General features: G+C 72.6%; 15 protein-coding genes and 1 pseudogene. 9 read left to right on the top strand and 7 right to left on the bottom strand.

From position 1 onward, the window contains the following. Window positions 1-24 precede the first annotated feature (24 nt). From ACIBAI_RS21030 to ACIBAI_RS21020, 3 genes are all read left to right on the top strand, one after another. A complete protein-coding gene (locus ACIBAI_RS21030; RefSeq protein ID WP_028420339.1) occupies window positions 25-204 on the top strand; it encodes a DUF6104 family protein in 180 nt (59 codons plus the stop codon). Window positions 205-648: 444 nt separating this feature from the next. After that, on the top strand, window positions 649-1,623 hold the full coding sequence (locus ACIBAI_RS21025) for a DUF4097 family beta strand repeat-containing protein (RefSeq protein ID WP_399036316.1): 975 nt from the start codon (window positions 649-651) through the stop codon (window positions 1,621-1,623). Between the two features lies 1 nt (window position 1,624). Then, on the top strand, window positions 1,625-2,653 hold the full coding sequence (locus ACIBAI_RS21020; protein WP_399036314.1) for a helix-turn-helix transcriptional regulator: 1,029 nt from the start codon (window positions 1,625-1,627) through the stop codon (window positions 2,651-2,653). Window positions 2,654-2,762: 109 nt separating this feature from the next. Here the strand turns inward: ACIBAI_RS21020 and ACIBAI_RS21015 are convergent, their stop codons facing one another. Both ACIBAI_RS21015 and ACIBAI_RS21010 read right to left on the bottom strand, forming a co-directional pair. Continuing rightward, the gene (locus ACIBAI_RS21015) at window positions 2,763-3,728 is read right to left on the bottom strand and encodes a zinc-binding dehydrogenase (protein ID WP_399036312.1); all 966 of its coding nucleotides are present in this window, start codon (window positions 3,726-3,728) and stop codon (window positions 2,763-2,765) included. A gap of 406 nt (window positions 3,729-4,134) precedes the next feature. Next, window positions 4,135-5,373, bottom strand: a complete 1,239-nt coding sequence (locus ACIBAI_RS21010; protein ID WP_399036310.1) for an NADP-dependent malic enzyme — start codon at window positions 5,371-5,373, stop codon at window positions 4,135-4,137. A 706-nt stretch (window positions 5,374-6,079) separates the two neighbouring features. Between ACIBAI_RS21010 and ACIBAI_RS21005 the strand changes: the two genes are divergently transcribed. From ACIBAI_RS21005 to ACIBAI_RS20995, 3 genes are read left to right on the top strand one after another with little or no spacing between them, the layout of a single operon-like run. After that, a complete protein-coding gene (locus ACIBAI_RS21005; RefSeq protein WP_399036308.1) occupies window positions 6,080-7,039 on the top strand; it encodes an ABC transporter substrate-binding protein in 960 nt (319 codons plus the stop codon). A gap of 32 nt (window positions 7,040-7,071) precedes the next feature. Further along, entirely contained in the window at window positions 7,072-8,013 is a 942-nt protein-coding gene (locus ACIBAI_RS21000) for an amino acid ABC transporter permease (RefSeq protein ID WP_399036306.1), read from the top strand. Beyond that, entirely contained in the window at window positions 8,010-8,816 is an 807-nt protein-coding gene (locus ACIBAI_RS20995) for an amino acid ABC transporter ATP-binding protein (RefSeq protein WP_399036304.1), read from the top strand. The genes ACIBAI_RS21000 and ACIBAI_RS20995 overlap by 4 nt, the downstream gene beginning before the upstream one ends. 65 nt (window positions 8,817-8,881) lie before the next feature. Here ACIBAI_RS20995 and ACIBAI_RS20990 read toward each other — a convergent pair whose 3' ends face one another. After that, the gene (locus ACIBAI_RS20990) at window positions 8,882-9,655 is read right to left on the bottom strand and encodes a class I SAM-dependent methyltransferase (protein WP_399036302.1); all 774 of its coding nucleotides are present in this window, start codon (window positions 9,653-9,655) and stop codon (window positions 8,882-8,884) included. A gap of 99 nt (window positions 9,656-9,754) precedes the next feature. Between ACIBAI_RS20990 and ACIBAI_RS20985 the strand changes: the two genes are divergently transcribed. Further along, entirely contained in the window at window positions 9,755-10,384 is a 630-nt protein-coding gene (locus ACIBAI_RS20985; protein WP_399036300.1) for a CGNR zinc finger domain-containing protein, read from the top strand. On the opposite strand, the gene sodX is transcribed toward ACIBAI_RS20985, so the two are convergent. Then, window positions 10,288-10,722, bottom strand: a complete 435-nt coding sequence (gene sodX / locus ACIBAI_RS20980; RefSeq protein WP_399036482.1) for a nickel-type superoxide dismutase maturation protease — start codon at window positions 10,720-10,722, stop codon at window positions 10,288-10,290. The genes ACIBAI_RS20985 and sodX overlap by 97 nt on opposite strands. 145 nt (window positions 10,723-10,867) lie before the next feature. On the opposite strand from sodX, the gene sodN reads away from it, so the two are divergent. After that, window positions 10,868-11,263 (top strand): superoxide dismutase, Ni, encoded by a 396-nt coding sequence (sodN, locus tag ACIBAI_RS20975; protein ID WP_344602781.1) that lies wholly within the window; start codon window positions 10,868-10,870, stop codon window positions 11,261-11,263. A gap of 415 nt (window positions 11,264-11,678) precedes the next feature. On the opposite strand, the gene ACIBAI_RS20970 is transcribed toward sodN, so the two are convergent. From ACIBAI_RS20970 to ACIBAI_RS20960, 3 genes are all read right to left on the bottom strand, one after another. Beyond that, a complete protein-coding gene (locus tag ACIBAI_RS20970; RefSeq protein WP_399036298.1) occupies window positions 11,679-12,278 on the bottom strand; it encodes a GNAT family N-acetyltransferase in 600 nt (199 codons plus the stop codon). Between the two features lie 403 nt (window positions 12,279-12,681). After that, window positions 12,682-13,836, bottom strand: coding sequence for a family 2 encapsulin nanocompartment cargo protein polyprenyl transferase (locus tag ACIBAI_RS20965; protein WP_399036297.1), 1,155 nt, complete (start codon window positions 13,834-13,836; stop codon window positions 12,682-12,684). Between the two features lie 37 nt (window positions 13,837-13,873). Beyond that, window positions 13,874-15,277: a family 2B encapsulin nanocompartment shell protein gene (locus ACIBAI_RS20960; protein WP_399036295.1), complete on the bottom strand. Its 1,404-nt coding sequence runs from the start codon at window positions 15,275-15,277 to the stop codon at window positions 13,874-13,876. Between the two features lie 295 nt (window positions 15,278-15,572). Between ACIBAI_RS20960 and ACIBAI_RS20955 the strand changes: the two are divergent. Next, window positions 15,573-16,487: pseudogene (locus ACIBAI_RS20955) on the top strand (1-aminocyclopropane-1-carboxylate deaminase/D-cysteine desulfhydrase); the annotation flags it as partial. Window positions 16,488-16,778: the final 291 nt, after the last annotated feature.

The following is a 16,778-nucleotide window of genomic DNA, read 5'->3' as shown; positions in this document are numbered from 1 at the left end:
TTTCGCGCACTTATCCTTGACCGCATGTACTTCACGGACCGTGGCATCGAAGAGCTGGAGAAGCGGCGCGGCGAGGAGGAGATCACCTTCGAGTGGCTCGCCGAGCAGCTGCGGACGTTCGTCGACCTGAACCCGGACTTCGAGGTGCCGGTGGAGCGGCTGGCGACGTGGCTGGCGCGGCTGGACGACGAGGACGACGAGTAGACCCGCCTCCTTCCGCCCTCCTCACCCCCTTCCCAGCTCCTCCCTTGTGCGGGGCGCCTGCGCGGCGCCCCGCACGTGTTTTCCGGGTCCCTGCCGGAACGGGGGCTTCTCCGGGCCGCCCGGGGCGGAGGGGGCTCCTCCGGTCCCCCGCAGCGGCGGGAACCTCCCGGCGTCCATGGGAGGCGGGAACCTCCCGGCGTCCATGGGAGCGGAGCCGGCCCGGAGCGCTTCCGGCGACGCGGCCGCGGGCCGGGGCGCTCGGCCCGCTTTCGGCGGCCGGTCGCCGGTGGCCACCGGAACGAGTGTCTTGACTTCCCGAGTCCGCGATATATCGTTTTGAGTGATGGACGCGATATGCCGCGTCCTTTTCCGTCCGGTCCTGCCGATCCCGGCCCCGCGCGGTCCGGCGCGGCCCGGCCCGGCCCGGCCTAGGAGGTCTGTCCCATGCCCGAGTGGTCCGTCGCCGAACCGGGGAAGCTCACCTTCGACGAGCGGGTGAGCGAACTCCATGTGCGCATCGTCGACGGAACGGTGAACGTCATGGGGACGGACGAGGGGCCCGCCCGCCTGGAGGTATCCGAGATAGCGGGTCCGCCCCTGGCCGTCACCCAGCAGGACGGCACCCTGACGGTGGCCTACGACGACCTGCCGTGGAAAGACCTTCTCAAGTGGCTCGACCCCGGGAGCCGGCACCGCAGCGCCGTGGTCTCCCTGGCCGTTCCGGCGGACACGCGCGTGGAGGTGGGAGTCGTCGGCGCCGGCGCCGTCGTCTCCGGGCTCCGGGGACAGTCGGTGCTCAGGGGCGTCACGGGCGACACGACCCTCGTCGGGCTGTCCGGCCCGGTGCGCGCCGACACCGTGTCCGGGAACCTGGAAGCCCAGGCCGTGACCGGCTGCCTGCGGTTCAACTCCGTGTCCGGGGACCTCACCGTGGTGGAGGGCTCGGGCCCCTCCGTGCGGGCCGACTCCGTCAGCGGCTCCATGATCGTCGACCTCGACCCGGACGGCCCCGCCGACGTCCGGCTGACCAGCGTCTCGGGCGAGATCGCCATCCGGCTCCCCCACCCGGCGGACACGGAGGTGGAGGCCAGCACGGCCGGCGGGAGGATCTCCAACGCCTTCCGCGGCCTCCGGGTGCACGGCCGGTGGGGCGCCCACAAGGTCACGGGCCGGCTCGGCGCGGGCACCGGCAAGCTGCGGGCCACCACCGTCTCCGGCTCGATCGCCCTGCTGAGCCGCCCGCCCCGGGAGGACGAGCCGTGGGACACGGCGCCCGGCGGCGGGGGTCCGGCCGCCGGGCCCGCCGACGACCCGGCCACCGGCCCGCAGGACGCCCCGGGGGACAATTCCGTTCCCGGCCGGGACGAGGGCGCGACCGACGCCCCGGCCGACGGCACGACCGACAAGAAGGTGCTCTGACATGCCTCCCGTCTTCGCCCACGGCCGTCTCCGCCTGTACCTGCTGAAGCTGCTGGACGAGGCTCCGCGCCACGGCTACGAGGTGATCCGCCTCCTCGAGGAACGCTTCCAGGGGCTGTACGCGCCGTCCGCGGGCACGGTCTACCCGCGCCTGGCCAAGCTGGAGGCCGAGGGCCTGGTCACCCACACCACCGAGGGCGGCCGCAAGGTGTACTCCATCACGGACGCCGGTCGCGCCGAGCTGGCCGACCGCAGCGGTGAGCTGGCCGGCCTGGAGCTGGAGATCCGGGAGTCGGTCGCGGAGCTCGCCGCCGAGATCCGGGCCGATGTGCGCGGCGCGGCGGGCGATCTGCGCCGGGAGATGCGGGCCGCCGCCGGCGCGGCTCGCCGGGGCACGGGAGCCGAGGCCCGCGAGGGACGGGACGGCGGCTCCGGTGACTTCGACGACCGGGAGGCATGGCGCGCCGCCAAGGAGGAGATGCGGCGGGTCAAGCAGGAGTGGAAGGAACAGGCCCGGCGCGCCAAGGACGAGAGCCGCCGGGCCCGCGAGGAGGCCCAGCGGGCCCGGCGTCAGGCGAAGGAGGCGCAGGAGCGGGCCCGGGCCCAGGCCCAGGAGGAGGTGCAGCGCATCGCCCGGCGCGTCCAGGAACAGGTGCAGGTCCACTTCACGCGGGGCGACTGGCCGACGGGGCTGCGCGAGGGCCTGGCCGAACTGGCGAAGGAGTTCGGCGAGTTCGGCAAGGACTTCGGCTTCGGCCGGACCGGCGCCCCGGGACCGGAACCCGACCGCTCCCGGACCCCGGAGGACTTCCCGGCCGAGTACGTCCCGAGCTGGGCGCACGAGAGCGTCGCGGACTCCACCGGCGACCCCGCTCGCGACCTGGACCGTCTGCTCGACCGCTTCCGGGACGACATCCGCGACGCCGCCCGGGACCACGGCGTCACCCCCGGCCAGCTCCGCGACGCCCGCCGCCACCTGTCGGCGGCGGCCGCGCACATCGGGGCGATACTCCGGACCCCGAAGGCCTGAACCGACCGGCCGGCCGCACCGCGGGCCGGTCCCGCCCCCGGAAGCCGTCCCCGGCACCCGGACGCGGCCGTCCCCGGCACCCGGGACGGCCGCGCCCGTGGAGAAACCATCAGGAGTTGACGAGGACGATCTTCCCGAACCGGTCCCCGGACTCGAGCCGTTCGAAGCCCTCACGGGCCCTCTCCAGCGGGAGCACCTCGTCGATGACGGGACGCACACCCGTGGCGGCGCAGAACGACAGCAGATCCTGCAGTTCGTCCTTGGTGCCCATCGTCGATCCCACGACCTTGAGCTCCAGGAAGAAGATCCGGGTCAGCTCGGCGTGCGAGGGCCGGTCGCCGCTCGTGGCACCGGAGATGACCAGCGTGCCGCCGGGGCGCAGCGACTTCACCGAGTGCGACCAGGTGGCGGCCCCGACGGTCTCGATGACGGCATCGACCCGCTGCGGCAGCCGCGCCCCCGGCTCCAGCGCCTCCACGGCTCCCAGCTCCACGGCCCGCTTCCGCTTGGCCTCGTCCCGGCTGGTGGCGAAGACCCGCAGCCCCGCCGCCTTGCCGAGCACGATCGCGGCCGTGGCGACCCCGCCGCCGGCGCCCTGCACCAGCACCGAGTCACCGGGGCGCACCCCGGCGTTGGTGAACAGCATCCGGTACGCCGTCAGCCAGGCGGTGGGCAGGCAGGCGGCTTCCTCGAAGGAGAGCTCCTTGGGCTTGGGCAGGATGTTCCAGGTCGGCACGGCGACCCGCTCGGCGAACGTCCCCTGGTAGCGCTCGGTGAGGATGGAGCGCGGCTCCTCGGGTCCGACCCCGTGCCCGCTCTGGCCGATCACGGAGTGCAGGACGACCTCGTTGCCGTCCTCGTCGACACCGGCGGCATCACAGCCGAGGATCATCGGGAGCCGGTCCTCTGCGAGGCCGACGCCGCGCAGGGACCACAGGTCGTGGTGGTTGAGGGAGGCGGCCCTGACCTCGACGACACTCCAGCCGGGACGGGGCTCGGGAGCCGGTCGCTCCCCCGACTCCAGACCGGAGAGCGGCTGGTCACGGTCGATTCGGGCGGCATAGACAGCGAACATGGGCCTGACGATAGGGTCCCGCTCCCCCGGGCGGAACCATGTGTCCCTGTGACACACGCCCTCTTGCCGGACGCCGGGGAGAGTTCACCGGACGGGCAGCGTCCACGCGCCCGCGGCCGTCCGCGGCGGGCAGGGGGGTCGGGGTGCTTCCGCAGCGTCCGGCGGGGACACCGATCACACCGGACCGGCAGCCACGCCGGGCCTCGGGCGGACACAGCCCCGGGCGGCCCCGTCCCGCGAGGCGACCGCAGGCGCCGCGGACATCCCCACCCCGCCGCGCAGGCCGCCGCCGGCACGCGCCCGCACCCGTACCGGTCCTCGCCCCGCACCCGCGTCAGAGCACCCGCACAGCCCATCCCGGACAAGGAAGTGGCCCCGCCCCCGAAGGGACGGGGCCACCCGAACCTCACCGCCGGGCGACACCTTCCGCCCGCGCGGCCGCCGCCACCGCCGCCGTCACCGCCGGCGCGACCCGCTCGTCGAACGGGGACGGAATGACGTAGTCCGCCGCCAGGTCGTCACCCACGACCGCCGCCAGCGCCTCGGCCGCCGCGAGCTTCATCCCCTCGGTGACGGCGGACGCCCGCACCTGCAGCGCCCCGGCGAAGATCCCCGGGAACGCCAGCACGTTGTTGATCTGGTTCGGGAAGTCCGACCGCCCGGTCGCCACCACGGCCGCGTACTTGTGCGCGACCTCGGGATGCACCTCGGGATTCGGGTTCGCCATCGCGAACACGAACGCCCCCTCGGCCATCGAGGCCACCGCCTCCTCCGGCACCGTACCGCCGGAGACCCCGATGAAGACGTCGGCCCCTGCCAGAGCCGCCTCCAGCGACCCGGACAGCTCCGCCTTGTTCGTGAACCCGGCCAGTTCCCGCTTGACCTGCGTCAGATCGCCCCGGTCGGCCGACACGATCCCCTTCCGGTCGGCCACCGCGACGTCCCCGATCCCGGCCTCGACCAGCATCTTCGCGATGGCGACACCCGCCGCGCCCGCGCCCGAGATCACCGCCCGCAGTTCCCCGAGCGTCCGCCCGGAAAGCCGCGCGGCGTTCCGCAGCGCCGCCAGCGTGACGACCGCCGTGCCGTGCTGGTCGTCGTGGAAGACCGGAATGTCCAGCCGCTCCTGCAGCCGCCGCTCGATCTCGAAGCACCGCGGTGCCGAGATGTCCTCCAGGTTGATCCCGCCGAACGACGGCGCGAGCCGCACCACCGTCTCCACGATCTCGTCGACGTCCGTGCAGTCGAGCGCGATCGGCACCGCGTCCACGCCGCCGAACTGCTTGAACAGGATCGCCTTCCCCTCCATCACGGGGAGGGAGGCCTGCGGGCCGATGTCTCCGAGCCCGAGCACCGCCGTGCCGTCCGTCACGACGGCGACGACCGACGACTTCCACGTGTAGTCGTGCACCAGCTCCGGTTGCTCGGCGATCGCGCTGCACACTTTCGCGACGCCGGGCGTGTACGCCAGGGACAGGTCGTCCTTGTCGCGGACCGGCACGGTGGCCTGCACGGCCATCTTGCCGCCGCGGTGCAGCGCGAACGCCGGATCGACCGGATCGAAGGAATCGAGGGCTTCCGCACCGCCCTCCCGATCCGTACGGTCCGCGCTCTCGCTGCGAGGATTGACGATCTCCGCTGCCACTTCGTTCTACCCCTTAGGTATTCATGGTCCGAGGGTTTTCCACTCCTGGTGAGGGGTGGGCGGGCACCGCGTACGGCCCTGGTGGTGCTGTGTACGGGATACGTACGGGCACATACGCGACGGGCGCGCCGCACACGCGCCCTGAGCCCCTGATGAGGGGTGTAAAGCACCTTCATACCCGACGGACGACCTTCGCGACGAGTCGAATAGGCGCAAGCTCCCATGACGGGCCCCGAGGCCCACGAAAAGGTCGCGCGCCGGTGACATGGCTCATAGCCCACTATCCGGACACCCCTCGACAAACGTCTTGACAAGGGTTCCGGGAAGTGCCTTCGCCCGGCACCAGCCGTCCATATCCCGAGATCCACCGAAGATCTTCCGGCCGGAGATGCCGATTTCCGCAAAGACTGGGCCGCGATGTACCGGCCTGGTGCGGTTCGGGGATCACCCGTTATCCGATTTTGACATGACGGGCCCCCTGAACAGCTCAGTCCGAATGGCAAGATGCCGTAATCACACGAGGTCGCGACACTCGAAGGCGTGTGCTCCCATCGACCCTCGGCATCTGTCGAACCCATCGGCAGGCGCCGGCCCGTCCGCGGCGGCCGGATCCCATCGGCAACCGTCGCCCCACCGGCAGCGGCCGAACCCATCGGCCACTGTCAGCCCCATCGGCAACTCCACCCATCCGCCGGAGGAACCCACCATGACCGCAAGCTCCACCCGTCGTACGACCGCCGCGCACTCCCGGCCAGCAGCGGTCGGTGCGATCGCGGTCGCAGGCGCGCTGCTGCTCACCGGATGCGGTGACCAGACCCAGAACAACGGCTCGGACGGCGGGACCGCGGCGACGAGCTCGGCCCCGCTCGCCGACATGCTGCCGCAGACGATCCGTGACGAGGGCGTCATCAAGGTCGGTTCCGACATCGCGTACGCCCCGGTCGAGTTCAAGGACAGCTCCGGCAGGACGGTCGGCATCGACCCCGATCTGGCCGCCGCCATGGGCAAGCAGCTCGGCGTCGAGTTCCGGTTCCAGAACGGCACCTTCGACACCCTGCTCACCGGTCTGCGCTCCAAGCGGTACCACATCGCCATGTCCGCGATGACCGACAGCCCGGAGCGCCAGAAGGGCATCGACCCGAACACCGGCAAGAAGGTCGGTGAGGGCGTCGACTTCGTGGACTACTTCACCGCCGGTGTCTCGATCTACACCAGGAAGGGCGACGACCAGGGCATCAGGACCTGGTCCGACCTGTGCGGCAAGAAGGTCGTGCTGCAGCGCGGCACGGTCTCCGAGGACCTCGCCAAGGCCGAGGCCGAGAAGTGTCCGAAGGACAAGAAGCTCTCCATCGAGGCCTTCGACAACGACCAGCAGGCCCAGACCCGCCTGCGCGCGGGCGGCGCCGACGCCGGCTCCTCCGACTTCCCGGTCGCCGCGTACGCGGTGAAGACCTCCGGCGGCGGCAACGACTTCCAGCTCGTCGGCGAGCAGGTCGAGGCCGCGCCGTACGGCATCGCGGTCGCCAAGGACCAGACGCAGCTGCGCGACGCCCTCAAGGCCGCGCTGGACGCGATCATCGACAACGGCGAGTACGACAAGATCCTCCGGAAGTGGGGCGTCGTGGACGGCGCCGTGAAGGAAGCCACCATCAACGGCGGCGCGTGACCGCGACCGAGCGGCACCGAAAGGCAACACCCGTGACTGTTGACATAGACAAGACGGCGGGCCCGGCCGGCACTCCCCCGGCCGGACCGGAGGCCATCAAGGCCATCCCGGTCCGGCACTACGGGCGGTACGTCTCCGCCGTCGTCGCGCTCGCCCTGCTGGGCGGCGTCATCTACGCGTTCTCCCAGGGCCGGATCAACTGGACCGCGATCCCGGACTACCTCTTCGACGGCCGCGTCCTCGAAGGCGTGGGCAAGACGCTGCTGCTGACCGTGCTGTCCATGGCGATCGGCATCGCCGGCGGCATCCTGCTGGCGGTGATGCGCCTGTCGAAGAACCCGGTGACGTCCTCGATCGCCTGGTTCTACATCTGGTTCTTCCGCGGCACGCCGGTCCTGGTCCAGCTGGTGGTCTGGTTCAACCTGGGCCTGGTCTTCGAGTACATCAACCTCGGCCCGGTCTACCGCGACGAGTGGTCGGACTTCATGACGCCGTTCCTGACGGCGCTGCTCGGCCTCGGCCTCAACGAGGCCGCGTACATGGCCGAGATCTGCCGTGCCGGTCTGCTCTCGGTCGACGAGGGCCAGACGGAGGCGGCGCACGCCCTGGGCATGAGCCACTCCAAGACGCTGCGCCGGATCGTCGTCCCGCAGGCGATGCGCGTGATCGTGCCGCCCACGGGCAACGAGGTCATCAACATGCTGAAGACGACCTCGCTGGTGTCGGTCGTCCAGTACTCCGAGCTGTTCCGCGTCGCCCAGGACATCGGCCAGACCTCCGGCGCCCCCGCCGAGATGCTGTTCCTGGCCGCGGCCTGGTACCTGCTGCTGACCTCGGTGTTCAGCGTCGGCCAGTACTACCTGGAGCGGTACTACGCCCGGGGTGCGAGCCGCCAGCTGCCGCCGACGCCGTGGCAGAAGGTGAAGACCAACATGCTGTCGCTGGGCCGCCCGAGGGGAAGTGTGGGCGCATGACCGAGAAGCCGAGCAAGACGGACGTCCCCGTGCGGGACAGGGCCGTCCCCATGGTCAAGGCGGAGGGCGTCCACAAGTCCTTCGGTCCCGTCGAGGTCCTCAAGGGCATCGACCTGGAGGTGAAGTCCGGCGAGGTGTTCTGCCTCATCGGCCCCTCCGGCTCCGGCAAGTCGACCTTCCTCCGCTGCATCAACCACCTGGAGAAGATCAACGCCGGGCGCCTGTACGTCGACGGCGAACTCGTCGGCTACCGCCAGAAGGGCGACAAGCTGTACGAGCTCAAGGACAGCGAGGTCGCCCTCAAGCGCCGGGACATCGGCATGGTCTTCCAGCGGTTCAACCTGTTCCCGCACATGACCGCGCTGGAGAACGTCATCGAGGCGCCGGTGCAGGTCAAGGGCGTGAACCGGGCGCAGGCCAGGGAGCGCGCGCTGCAGTTGCTGGAGCGCGTGGGCCTGGCCGACAAGGCCGGCAACTACCCCTCGCAGCTCTCCGGCGGCCAGCAGCAGCGCGTGGCGATCGCCCGGGCGCTGGCGATGGACCCCAAGCTGATGCTGTTCGACGAGCCGACCTCGGCCCTCGACCCGGAGCTGGTCGGCGACGTCCTGGACGTCATGCGCGATCTCGCCGAGTCCGGCATGACGATGGTCGTCGTCACCCACGAGATGGGCTTCGCCCGCGAGGTCGGCGACAGCCTGGTGTTCATGGACGGCGGCGTGGTGGTGGAGTCCGGCCACCCGCGCGAGGTCCTGACGAACCCGCAGCACGAGCGGACGAAGTCGTTCCTGTCCAAGGTGCTCTGACGGCACGGACGCGCAGGGGCGGTACGGGACTCCCGTGCCGCCCCTCGCCCGTTCCCGGGCCGCGGCTACTTCAGCGCCAGCAGCAGCGTGTCGGACGGCGAGCACCACACCGGCCGCGCCTCGCCGAACCCCCGCTCGCGCAGGACGCGCGCGTGCCACTCCGGCGACGGCGTGTCCCCTTCCGCGTGCTCGCCGTAGATCTCGAAGTGCCGGGCCGTCGGCCCGGCCAGCACCGGGTCCTCGGCGGCGAGCCGCCACCAGTCGGTCCAGCCGAGGGCGCCGTCCCGCCTGGCCCGTTCCATGCGGGCGTGGCGCTGGGCCCGCTCCGCCGCGTTGATCCGGGGCGTCGTCTCGTCGATCATGTGGTCCGCGTTCATGAAGACACCGCCGTCGCGGACGAGGTCCGCGATCTGGCCGTAGAGGACCGCGAGGGGTTCACGGTGCAGCCAGTGCAGGGCGGTGGCGGTCAGCACGGCGTCGTACGAGTCGTACGGCAGCCTCGCGGGCCAGTCGGGGTCCTTGAGGTCGGCGGTGACCAGCGAGACCCGCTCGTCCCCCGCGAAGGTTCCCTCGGCGATGGCGAGCAGCGCGGGGTCCAGGTCGACGCCGGTGCTGGTGGCCTCGGGGAACCGCCGGAGCAGCCGGGCCGTGATACTTCCCGTACCGCACGCGAGGTCGAGGACGCGCGGCGCGGTGCCGACCAGGGCCTCGACCATGTCGAGCATGATCCGGAAGCGTTCCTCGCGGTCGGGCATGTACCACTCCTGCTGCCGGTCCCAGCTCTCCTGCCAGGCCCGCCAGTCGGGGGTGGCTGTCGTGGTGGTGTCGGCGTCCGTCATCGAGCCCCTCCGTCGCGTACATCACGTAATACCCTGGAAGCACGATCAGCTGTTACCCGACCGCATCCCGACCATAGAACGCCTCCGTAAGGACTACAAGTGGAACTGGCCTATTACTCGGATTACGCCGTACGCCTCGTCAACACCGAGGAGCCGGCCCGGGGCAAGGACTCCCTGACCTCGATCGAGGCGGTCCGCGACCTGTTCGGGGCCAACCAGTCGGCGGCCCGGCGGGCCACCGAGGCCGATGTGACGCGGTTCCGCTCGGTCCGGGCACGGCTGCGCGCGGTCTTCGAGGCGGCGGACGGCGGCGACGAGACCCTCGCCGTGGACCTGCTGAACTCCCTGCTGCTGGAGTTCCCGGTGAGCCCGCAGATCTCCGGCCACGACTTCCGGGACGACGACGGCCGCCCCCTGTGGCACATGCACCTGGCGGACCACCCGTCGAACGCGACCGCGGGCTACGCGGCGATCGCGGCGATGGGCCTGGCCTTCCACCTCACGGAGTACGGCGTGGACCGCCTGGGCCTGTGCGAGGCGGCCCCGTGCCGCAACGCCTACCTGGACACGTCCACCAACCGCTCCCGGCGCTACTGCTCCGACCGCTGCGCGACCCGCGCCAACGTGGCGGCCTACCGGGCCCGCAAGCGCCTGGAGGCGGACCGGTCGGCGAAGACCGGCCGCGCGGCCGAGAGCGCCCAGCGGACCAGCGCCAGCGGCGAACGCTGATCCGCCCTGCGCGGCCGGTACCTGAACCGGACCCGGCCGAGCACGAGATCCTCGGGGACGACTCCGTAGTCCGTGCTGTCGCCGCCCGCGTACGCGTTGTCCCCGAGCACCCACCAGCCGCCCTCGCGCCGCTCGGCGGCCCGCTTGACGACGAGCAGGTCCTGCTGGAAGGGATGCCGCAGAACGACCACGTCGCCCGGCCTGACCCCGGCCCCCCAGTGCACCAGGAGCCGGTCCCCGTGGTGCAGCGTGGGCACCATGGACGGCCCGGTCACCTCCGCCGGCCCGAACGGCAGCAGCGCCCTCGGCCGCTCGCCCCCCTGCGACAGCTCCGGCATCGCCGGCACCTCCCCGGTCCGTTCCTCCACCAGTCCCAGTCTCACACCGGACTTTTGTCCTAAGCCCACGGGGGCACTCGCGAAAACCGGTCTCTCACGGAGTAATGTCCCCCCTGAGAAGACGATCACGAGGAAGGATTGCTTCATGCTTTCCCGCCTGTTTGCCCCCAAGGTCAGGGTCAGCGCGCACTGCGACCTGCCCTGCGGCGTGTACGACCCTGCCCAGGCCCGCATCGAGGCGGAGTCGGTGAAGGCCATCCAGGAGAAGATGGCCGGAAACGACGACCCGCACTTCCAGACGCGTGCCGCCGTCATCAAGGAGCAGCGCGCGGAGCTCGCGAAGCACCACGTGTCCGTGCTGTGGAGCGACTACTTCAAGCCGCCGCACTTCGAGAAGTACCCGGAGCTTCACCAGCTGGTGAACGACACCCTGAAGGCCCTGTCCGCCGCCAAGGCCTCCACCGACCCCGCCACCGGCCAGAAGGCGCTGGACTACATCGCCCAGATCGACAAGATCTTCTGGGAGACCAAGAAGGCCTGATCTTGCATCACGCCATCTGACCTGCGGTTTTCTTGGTCGCATGGTCTTCCGGCCCGCATCCGGTCCGCAGTCCGCCGAGCACGGCGTCCAAGGCGGTCCGGGTGCGGGCCGCGCGCATCCGGGATCCGCCCGCCACCCCCATCGAGGACGTCTGGGCGCCGCTGCCGGGCACGGCCCCAGGGGCTCGACGTCCGCCACCCGGCCGATTCGCTCGCGGGACTTCGGCACCGGTCCGGCCGGCCGCCGGACCGGGACGGCGGGCGGGCCAAGGCACGCGTTCACGTCCGCATGCCCGGCCGGCGTTCGCCCCCGCCCGGGAGCGCGGCGCGCGTCGGGGAGGACCCGCGCACGCGGCGCCGCGGGACGGCGTGATCTCTTCTTCGTCACCGCGGACCGGGCACGCGGCGGGCGGGCTTCAGGCCGTCGGCTGCGGCTCGCGCCACATCGGCCACATCCGCGGGCCGTCCGGCAGGCGCAGGGCCGCACCGGTGCACTCGAAGCCCAGCCGCTCGTACAGCCGGCGGCTGCGCGCGCTGCTCGCCTCCAGGTAGGCGGGCAGGGCCTCGCGGTCGCAGCGGTCGAGGACCGACGCGATGAGCGCGGTGCCGAGGCCCTGACCCCACCGCTCGGGAGCCACGCCGATCATCCACAGGTACTCGTGGGCACGGTCGGAGGGGTGGATGTCCGCCGTGAGCCGGCCGATCAGCTCCACCCGCGCGTTGTCCGGGTCGACGGCCTCGCGCACCAGGGCCGGGCCGTCGTCCTCGTCGTCGTGGTCGCCCGCGGGCACGGACAGCCACAGCGCGCAGGCCGAGCCGTCCTCGGTGACGTCGATGCGCCCGTCGGCGAGCACGATGTCGGTGAAGGCGGCCATGAGCCTGTGGTGCGTCGTACGGCGGTACTCGTCCCCCGGGAAGACCCAGCTGCTGACCGGATCGTCCTGGAATGCCTCGTCCAGCAGCCGGACGACCAGCTCGCGGTCGTCCTCCCCCGCCGTCCGGATCGCCACGCCCATGTCCCGCCCCTTCGTCTCAACCGGCGTTGCCAGCCTGGCTGTTGAACCCTATCGGCTGCCTTCGGCGAGGGCTGCGCGCGAGGTCGCCGCGGCGTCCGGAACCCTTCGGCGCGGTCACAGTCTCACCGGCACGACCGAGCCGCCACACGGCAGGGACCCTGCCGACGCGACCAGGTCCCGCCCGGTCCGGCCGGGCTGCCGCCCGCACCTTCAGGATTCCGCCGGCGCGGCCTGGCCCCGCCCGCGCGGCCGGGCTTCCCTCACCCCGGGAAGACCCTGCCGCCACGGCCGGCGGCCCCCGCGCACCGGGGGGATGCGCGGCCCCGGGTACGGGCGGGCGTGCGGCGGCCGGTGCCGCACGGTCCGCCGAGAGCTGCGAGGTCCCGCCGGTCCCGGCCGGCCGTCAGGTGCTGCGCCGTGTGACGAACTCGGCCAGCGCCAGCAGTCCGCCCGCCGCCTCCGGGTCGGGCACCGCCCGGGCCAGCTCCTGCATCGCCCGGGCCATCCGGTCGGCCGCCTGCGCCTGCGCCCAGTCCCGGCCGCCCGCCCGCTCCACGGCCAGCGCGGTGCGCTCCGCGTCCCCCTTCCCGGGCGAGGTCTCGTACAGTTCGGCCAGTTCGGTCGCCGCCGGGGTGCCGGAGGCGAGCGCGGCGACCACCGGCAGGGACTTCTTGCGGGCGGTGAGGTCCGCACCGGCCGGCTTGCCGGTGCGGCGCGGATCACCCCAGATGCCGATGACGTCGTCGATGAGCTGGAAGGCCAGCCCCGCCTGGCGGCCGAACGCGTCCAGCGCCTCGACGTCCTCCTCCCGCGCGCCCGCGTACAGCGCCCCGAGAGCGCAGGAGCAGCCCAGCAGGGCACCCGTCTTGGCCTCGGCCATGGCGAGCGTCTCGTCGAGGGTGACCTCGGCGGGACGCCGCCGCTCCAGGGCCGTGTCCGCGTGCTGTCCGGCGCACAGTTCCACGACGCAGTCCGCGAGCCGGGCGACGGCGGCCGGGGAGGCCGGGTGCGGGTCCTCGGCGAGCAGCCGCAGGGCCAGCGCCTGGAGGGCGTCCCCGGCGAGGATCGCGGCAGGCTCGCCGAAGACGGTCCACGCGGTGGGCCGGTGCCGGCGGGTGGCGTCCCGGTCCATCACGTCGTCGTGAAGCAGCGTGAAGTTGTGCACCAGCTCCACCGCCGCGGCCGCCCGCACGGCCGCCGTCCGCGCCCGCGGTCCGCCGATCGCGGCGGCCGAGGTGAGCACGAGGGCGGGGCGTATCGCCTTGCCCGCGTTGCCGGCGGCCGGTGTGCCGTCGGCGTGTTCCCAGCCGAAGTGGTAGAGCGCGATCCGGCGCATGGCGCCGGGCAGCGAGGACAGCGCGGCCCGCAGTTCGGGGTCGACCGATGCCCGGGCGCGTTCCAGAAGCGCCGTCGCCTCGTGCTCGTCGGGCGGTTCCGGTCCGCTGTCCCCGCGCGTCCCGAGGTGTCCGTGCTCCTCGGGCGTGCCGGGCGTGCCGCCGGGGAGCCGCGTCTCGGCGGAACGCCGGGTCCCGGTGGTGCGCTTCTTCGTCTCCGTCACGGACTCCCCCCTGAACCGCCACGGCCGGGACGGTCCGTCACCAGCGGCCGATCTCGACGTTCTCCAGGACACCGAGCGCGTCCGGGACGAGAACCGCGGCCGAGTAGTAGGCCGTCACCAGGTATTTGATGATGGCCTGCTCGTTGATGCCCATGAAGCGCACCGACAGGCTCGGTTCGATCTCGTCGGGGATGCCGGCGGCCCGCAGGCCGATGACGCCCTGCTCCTGCTCGCCGGTACGCATCGCGATGATCGACGTCGTACGGGCCTCGGTGACCGGGATCTTGTTGCACGGGAAGATCGGCACTCCGCGCCAGGTGGGGATGCGGTTGCCGCCGATGTCGATGGTCTCGGGGACCAGTCCGCGCTTGTTGAGTTCGCGGCCGAACGCGGCGATCGCACGCGGGTGGGCGAGGAACAGCTTGGTGCCACGCCGCCTGCTGAGCAGTTCGTCCATGTCGTCCGGGCTCGGGACGCCGGCGTGCGGCTGGATCCGCTGGTCGTACTCGCAGTTGTGGAGCAGCCCGAACTCGCGGTTGTTGACGAGCTCGTGTTCCTGGCGCTCCTTCAGGGCCTCCACGGTCAGCCTGATCTGCTGCTCGGTCTGGTTCATGGGCTGGTTGTAGAGGTCGGCCACGCGCGTGTGGATGCGCAGGACGGTCTGGGCGACGCTCAGTTCGTACTCGCGGGGGCTGGCCTCGTAGTCGACGAAGGTGTGCGGGATGTCCGGCTCGCCGGAGTGGCCGGCGGCGAGGTCGATCTCCTTCTCGCCGTACTTGTTGGTGCGCTGCCGGGGGACGGAGCGGTGCTGCCGGAGGTGCTCGCGCAGGGTGCCGGAGCGCTCCGCGATCTGCTGCACGTCCTGCCGGGGCAGCACCAGGACCGTGCAGGCGGTGACCGCGCGGGCGGTGTACTCCCAGATGGCGTCCTGGTCGAGCAGGGCCTGGTCGCCGAAGTAGGCGCCGTCGGCGAGGATGCCGAGGGACTCGTCCTCTCCGTAGGGACCGGTGCCGATCTTCTCCACGCGCCCGTGCGCGAGCAGGTAGACCGCGTCGGCCTGGCTGCCGAACGAGGCGATCACCTCGCCCGCGGCGAAGCCCCGCTGCTGGCAGCGCCGGGCGAGTTCCGAGAGCACCTCCTCGTCCTCGTAGGACCGCAGCGCCGGCAGCTCGCCCAGCTCGGCGGGGATGACCTCGACGCGGTCGCCGGTCTTCACGAACGTCAGCCGGCCGTCCCCGACGGCGAACGTCAGTCGCCTGTTCACCCGGTACGCGCCGCCCTGGATGTCCACCCACGGCAGCATGCGCAGCAGCCAGCGCGAGCTGATCTCCTGCATCTGAGGCACGGACTTGGTCGTGGTGGCCAGGTTCCGCGCGGCCGCCGTGCCCAGGCTCTGCTGCGGCCTGGTCTGCTCGGTGCGGACCTCTTCGCCTACCGACATAGAGAAATGCCCTCCCCTTGCGCTCCAGCGCCGATCCGCGCCGGGCATCGATGTGCACGGCCAAGCCTCTCTCACGGAACGTGCGCATACCATTACACGAAAGAGCGGGAATGGATCACCGGTGGCCGGGGCAGGGAAGAGGGTCCGGCCGACCGCCCCTAAAAGCGCGGGGACGGCCCGGACCGGCTCGCGCCCGGCCCGGCAGCGGGAAGCGCTCCGGTCCGGGCAGCGGTGCCGGCCCCCGCGCGCCCGGGGGCCTGTCCCCCCGGCTGCGCCGACCTCCGACAATGGTGTCGTGACCAGCCCCGACGCCGCCGACGCCGCCGATCCCGCCGCCCTCCGCCCCCGCCTGCCCACGCCGGTGCAGGAAGTCGCGGACGAGCGGTTCGAGCGGTACGGGGTGCGGCTGGTGCTCAAGCGGGACGACCTGATCCACCCGGAGCTGATCGGCAACAAGTGGCGCAAGCTCGCGCCCAATCTGGCCGCGGCGAACGGCCGTACCGTCGTGACCTTCGGCGGCGCGTACTCCAACCACCTGCGTGCGACGGCCGCCGCCGGCCGGCTGCTCGGCCTGCCCACGGTCGGCGTCGTGCGCGGGCAGGAACTCGCCGGCCGCCCGCTGAACCCCTCCCTGGCCCGGTGCGCGGCCGACGGCATGCGGCTGCACTTCGTCGACCGGTCGGTGTACCGCCGCAAGACCGATCCGGAGACCCTGGCGGCCGTCCTGCGCGCCGCGGGCGCCGAGGACGCCTACGTCGTCCCCGAGGGCGGCAGCAACGCCCTCGCCGTACGCGGCTGCCGAGCGCTCGGCGCGGAACTGCGCGATCGTGCCGACGTCGTCGCCGTCGCCTGCGGCACCGGCGGCACGCTCGCCGGTCTGGCCGCCGGACTGGCCGCAGGCCGGCGCGCCCTGGGCATCCCCGTCCTCAAGGGAGGCTTCCTGGACGCCGGCGTACGGGCTCTGCAGCGGGAGGCCTTCGGCGGTCCGCGCGGCGACTGGAGCCTGGACGACCGCTTCCACTTCGGCGGCTACGCCCGTACCACCCCGGAACTCGACGACTTCGCCGAGGAGTTCGAACGCCGTCACGGGCTGCCCGTCGAGCGTCTCTACGTCGCCAAGCTGCTGTACGGCCTCGTCGCCCTGGCCCGGGAGGGCGCCTTCGCGCGCGGGACGACGGTCGCCGCCGTGATCACCGGCCGCCCCTTCCCGGAGCCCGGCCCCCGCCGGGCCCCGGGGCCGGGGGGGCCCCCCCCCCGGGGGGGGGGGGGGGGGCGGGGCCGGGGGGGGGGGGGGGGGCCGGGGGGCGCCCCCCCCCCCCCCCGCCCGCGGGGCGCGGCGGGGGGGGGGGCGGGGGGGGGGGGGGCCGGGGCGGGGGGGGGGGGGGGGCGGGGGGCGGGGGGGGGGGCGCCCGCCCGGCGCGGCGGCGTGCCGGCAGGGGCTCCGCGCCCCTCACGGGGCGTCGACGACGTCCCCGGCTTCCCCGGTGGCCGTTCCCTCCGT

This window comes from Streptomyces sp. NPDC051041 (genome assembly GCF_044456065.1).
In the GTDB taxonomy this organism is placed as follows: Bacteria; Actinomycetota; Actinomycetes; order Streptomycetales; family Streptomycetaceae; genus Streptomyces; species Streptomyces glaucus.
Note: the sequence above shows the minus strand (reverse complement) of the source record. Positions and strands in the feature narration are given on the sequence as shown.

Excerpts from the sequence above, each read along its gene's own strand:
- ACIBAI_RS20990 (WP_399036302.1), bottom strand. The coding sequence starts at position 9,655 with ATGACGGACGCCGACACCACCACGACAGCCACCCCCGACTGGCGGGCC.
- ACIBAI_RS21030 (WP_028420339.1), top strand. The coding sequence starts at position 25 with ATGTACTTCACGGACCGTGGCATCGAAGAGCTGGAGAAGCGGCGCGGC.
- ACIBAI_RS21005 (WP_399036308.1), top strand. The coding sequence starts at position 6,080 with ATGACCGCAAGCTCCACCCGTCGTACGACCGCCGCGCACTCCCGGCCA.
- ACIBAI_RS21015 (WP_399036312.1), bottom strand. The coding sequence starts at position 3,728 with ATGTTCGCTGTCTATGCCGCCCGAATCGACCGTGACCAGCCGCTCTCC.
- sodX (WP_399036482.1), bottom strand. The coding sequence starts at position 10,722 with ATGCCGGAGCTGTCGCAGGGGGGCGAGCGGCCGAGGGCGCTGCTGCCG.
- ACIBAI_RS20970 (WP_399036298.1), bottom strand. The coding sequence starts at position 12,278 with ATGGGCGTGGCGATCCGGACGGCGGGGGAGGACGACCGCGAGCTGGTC.
- ACIBAI_RS21025 (WP_399036316.1), top strand. The coding sequence starts at position 649 with ATGCCCGAGTGGTCCGTCGCCGAACCGGGGAAGCTCACCTTCGACGAG.
- sodN (WP_344602781.1), top strand. The coding sequence starts at position 10,868 with ATGCTTTCCCGCCTGTTTGCCCCCAAGGTCAGGGTCAGCGCGCACTGC.
- ACIBAI_RS20960 (WP_399036295.1), bottom strand. The coding sequence starts at position 15,277 with ATGTCGGTAGGCGAAGAGGTCCGCACCGAGCAGACCAGGCCGCAGCAG.
- ACIBAI_RS20995 (WP_399036304.1), top strand. The coding sequence starts at position 8,010 with ATGACCGAGAAGCCGAGCAAGACGGACGTCCCCGTGCGGGACAGGGCC.
- ACIBAI_RS21020 (WP_399036314.1), top strand. The coding sequence starts at position 1,625 with ATGCCTCCCGTCTTCGCCCACGGCCGTCTCCGCCTGTACCTGCTGAAG.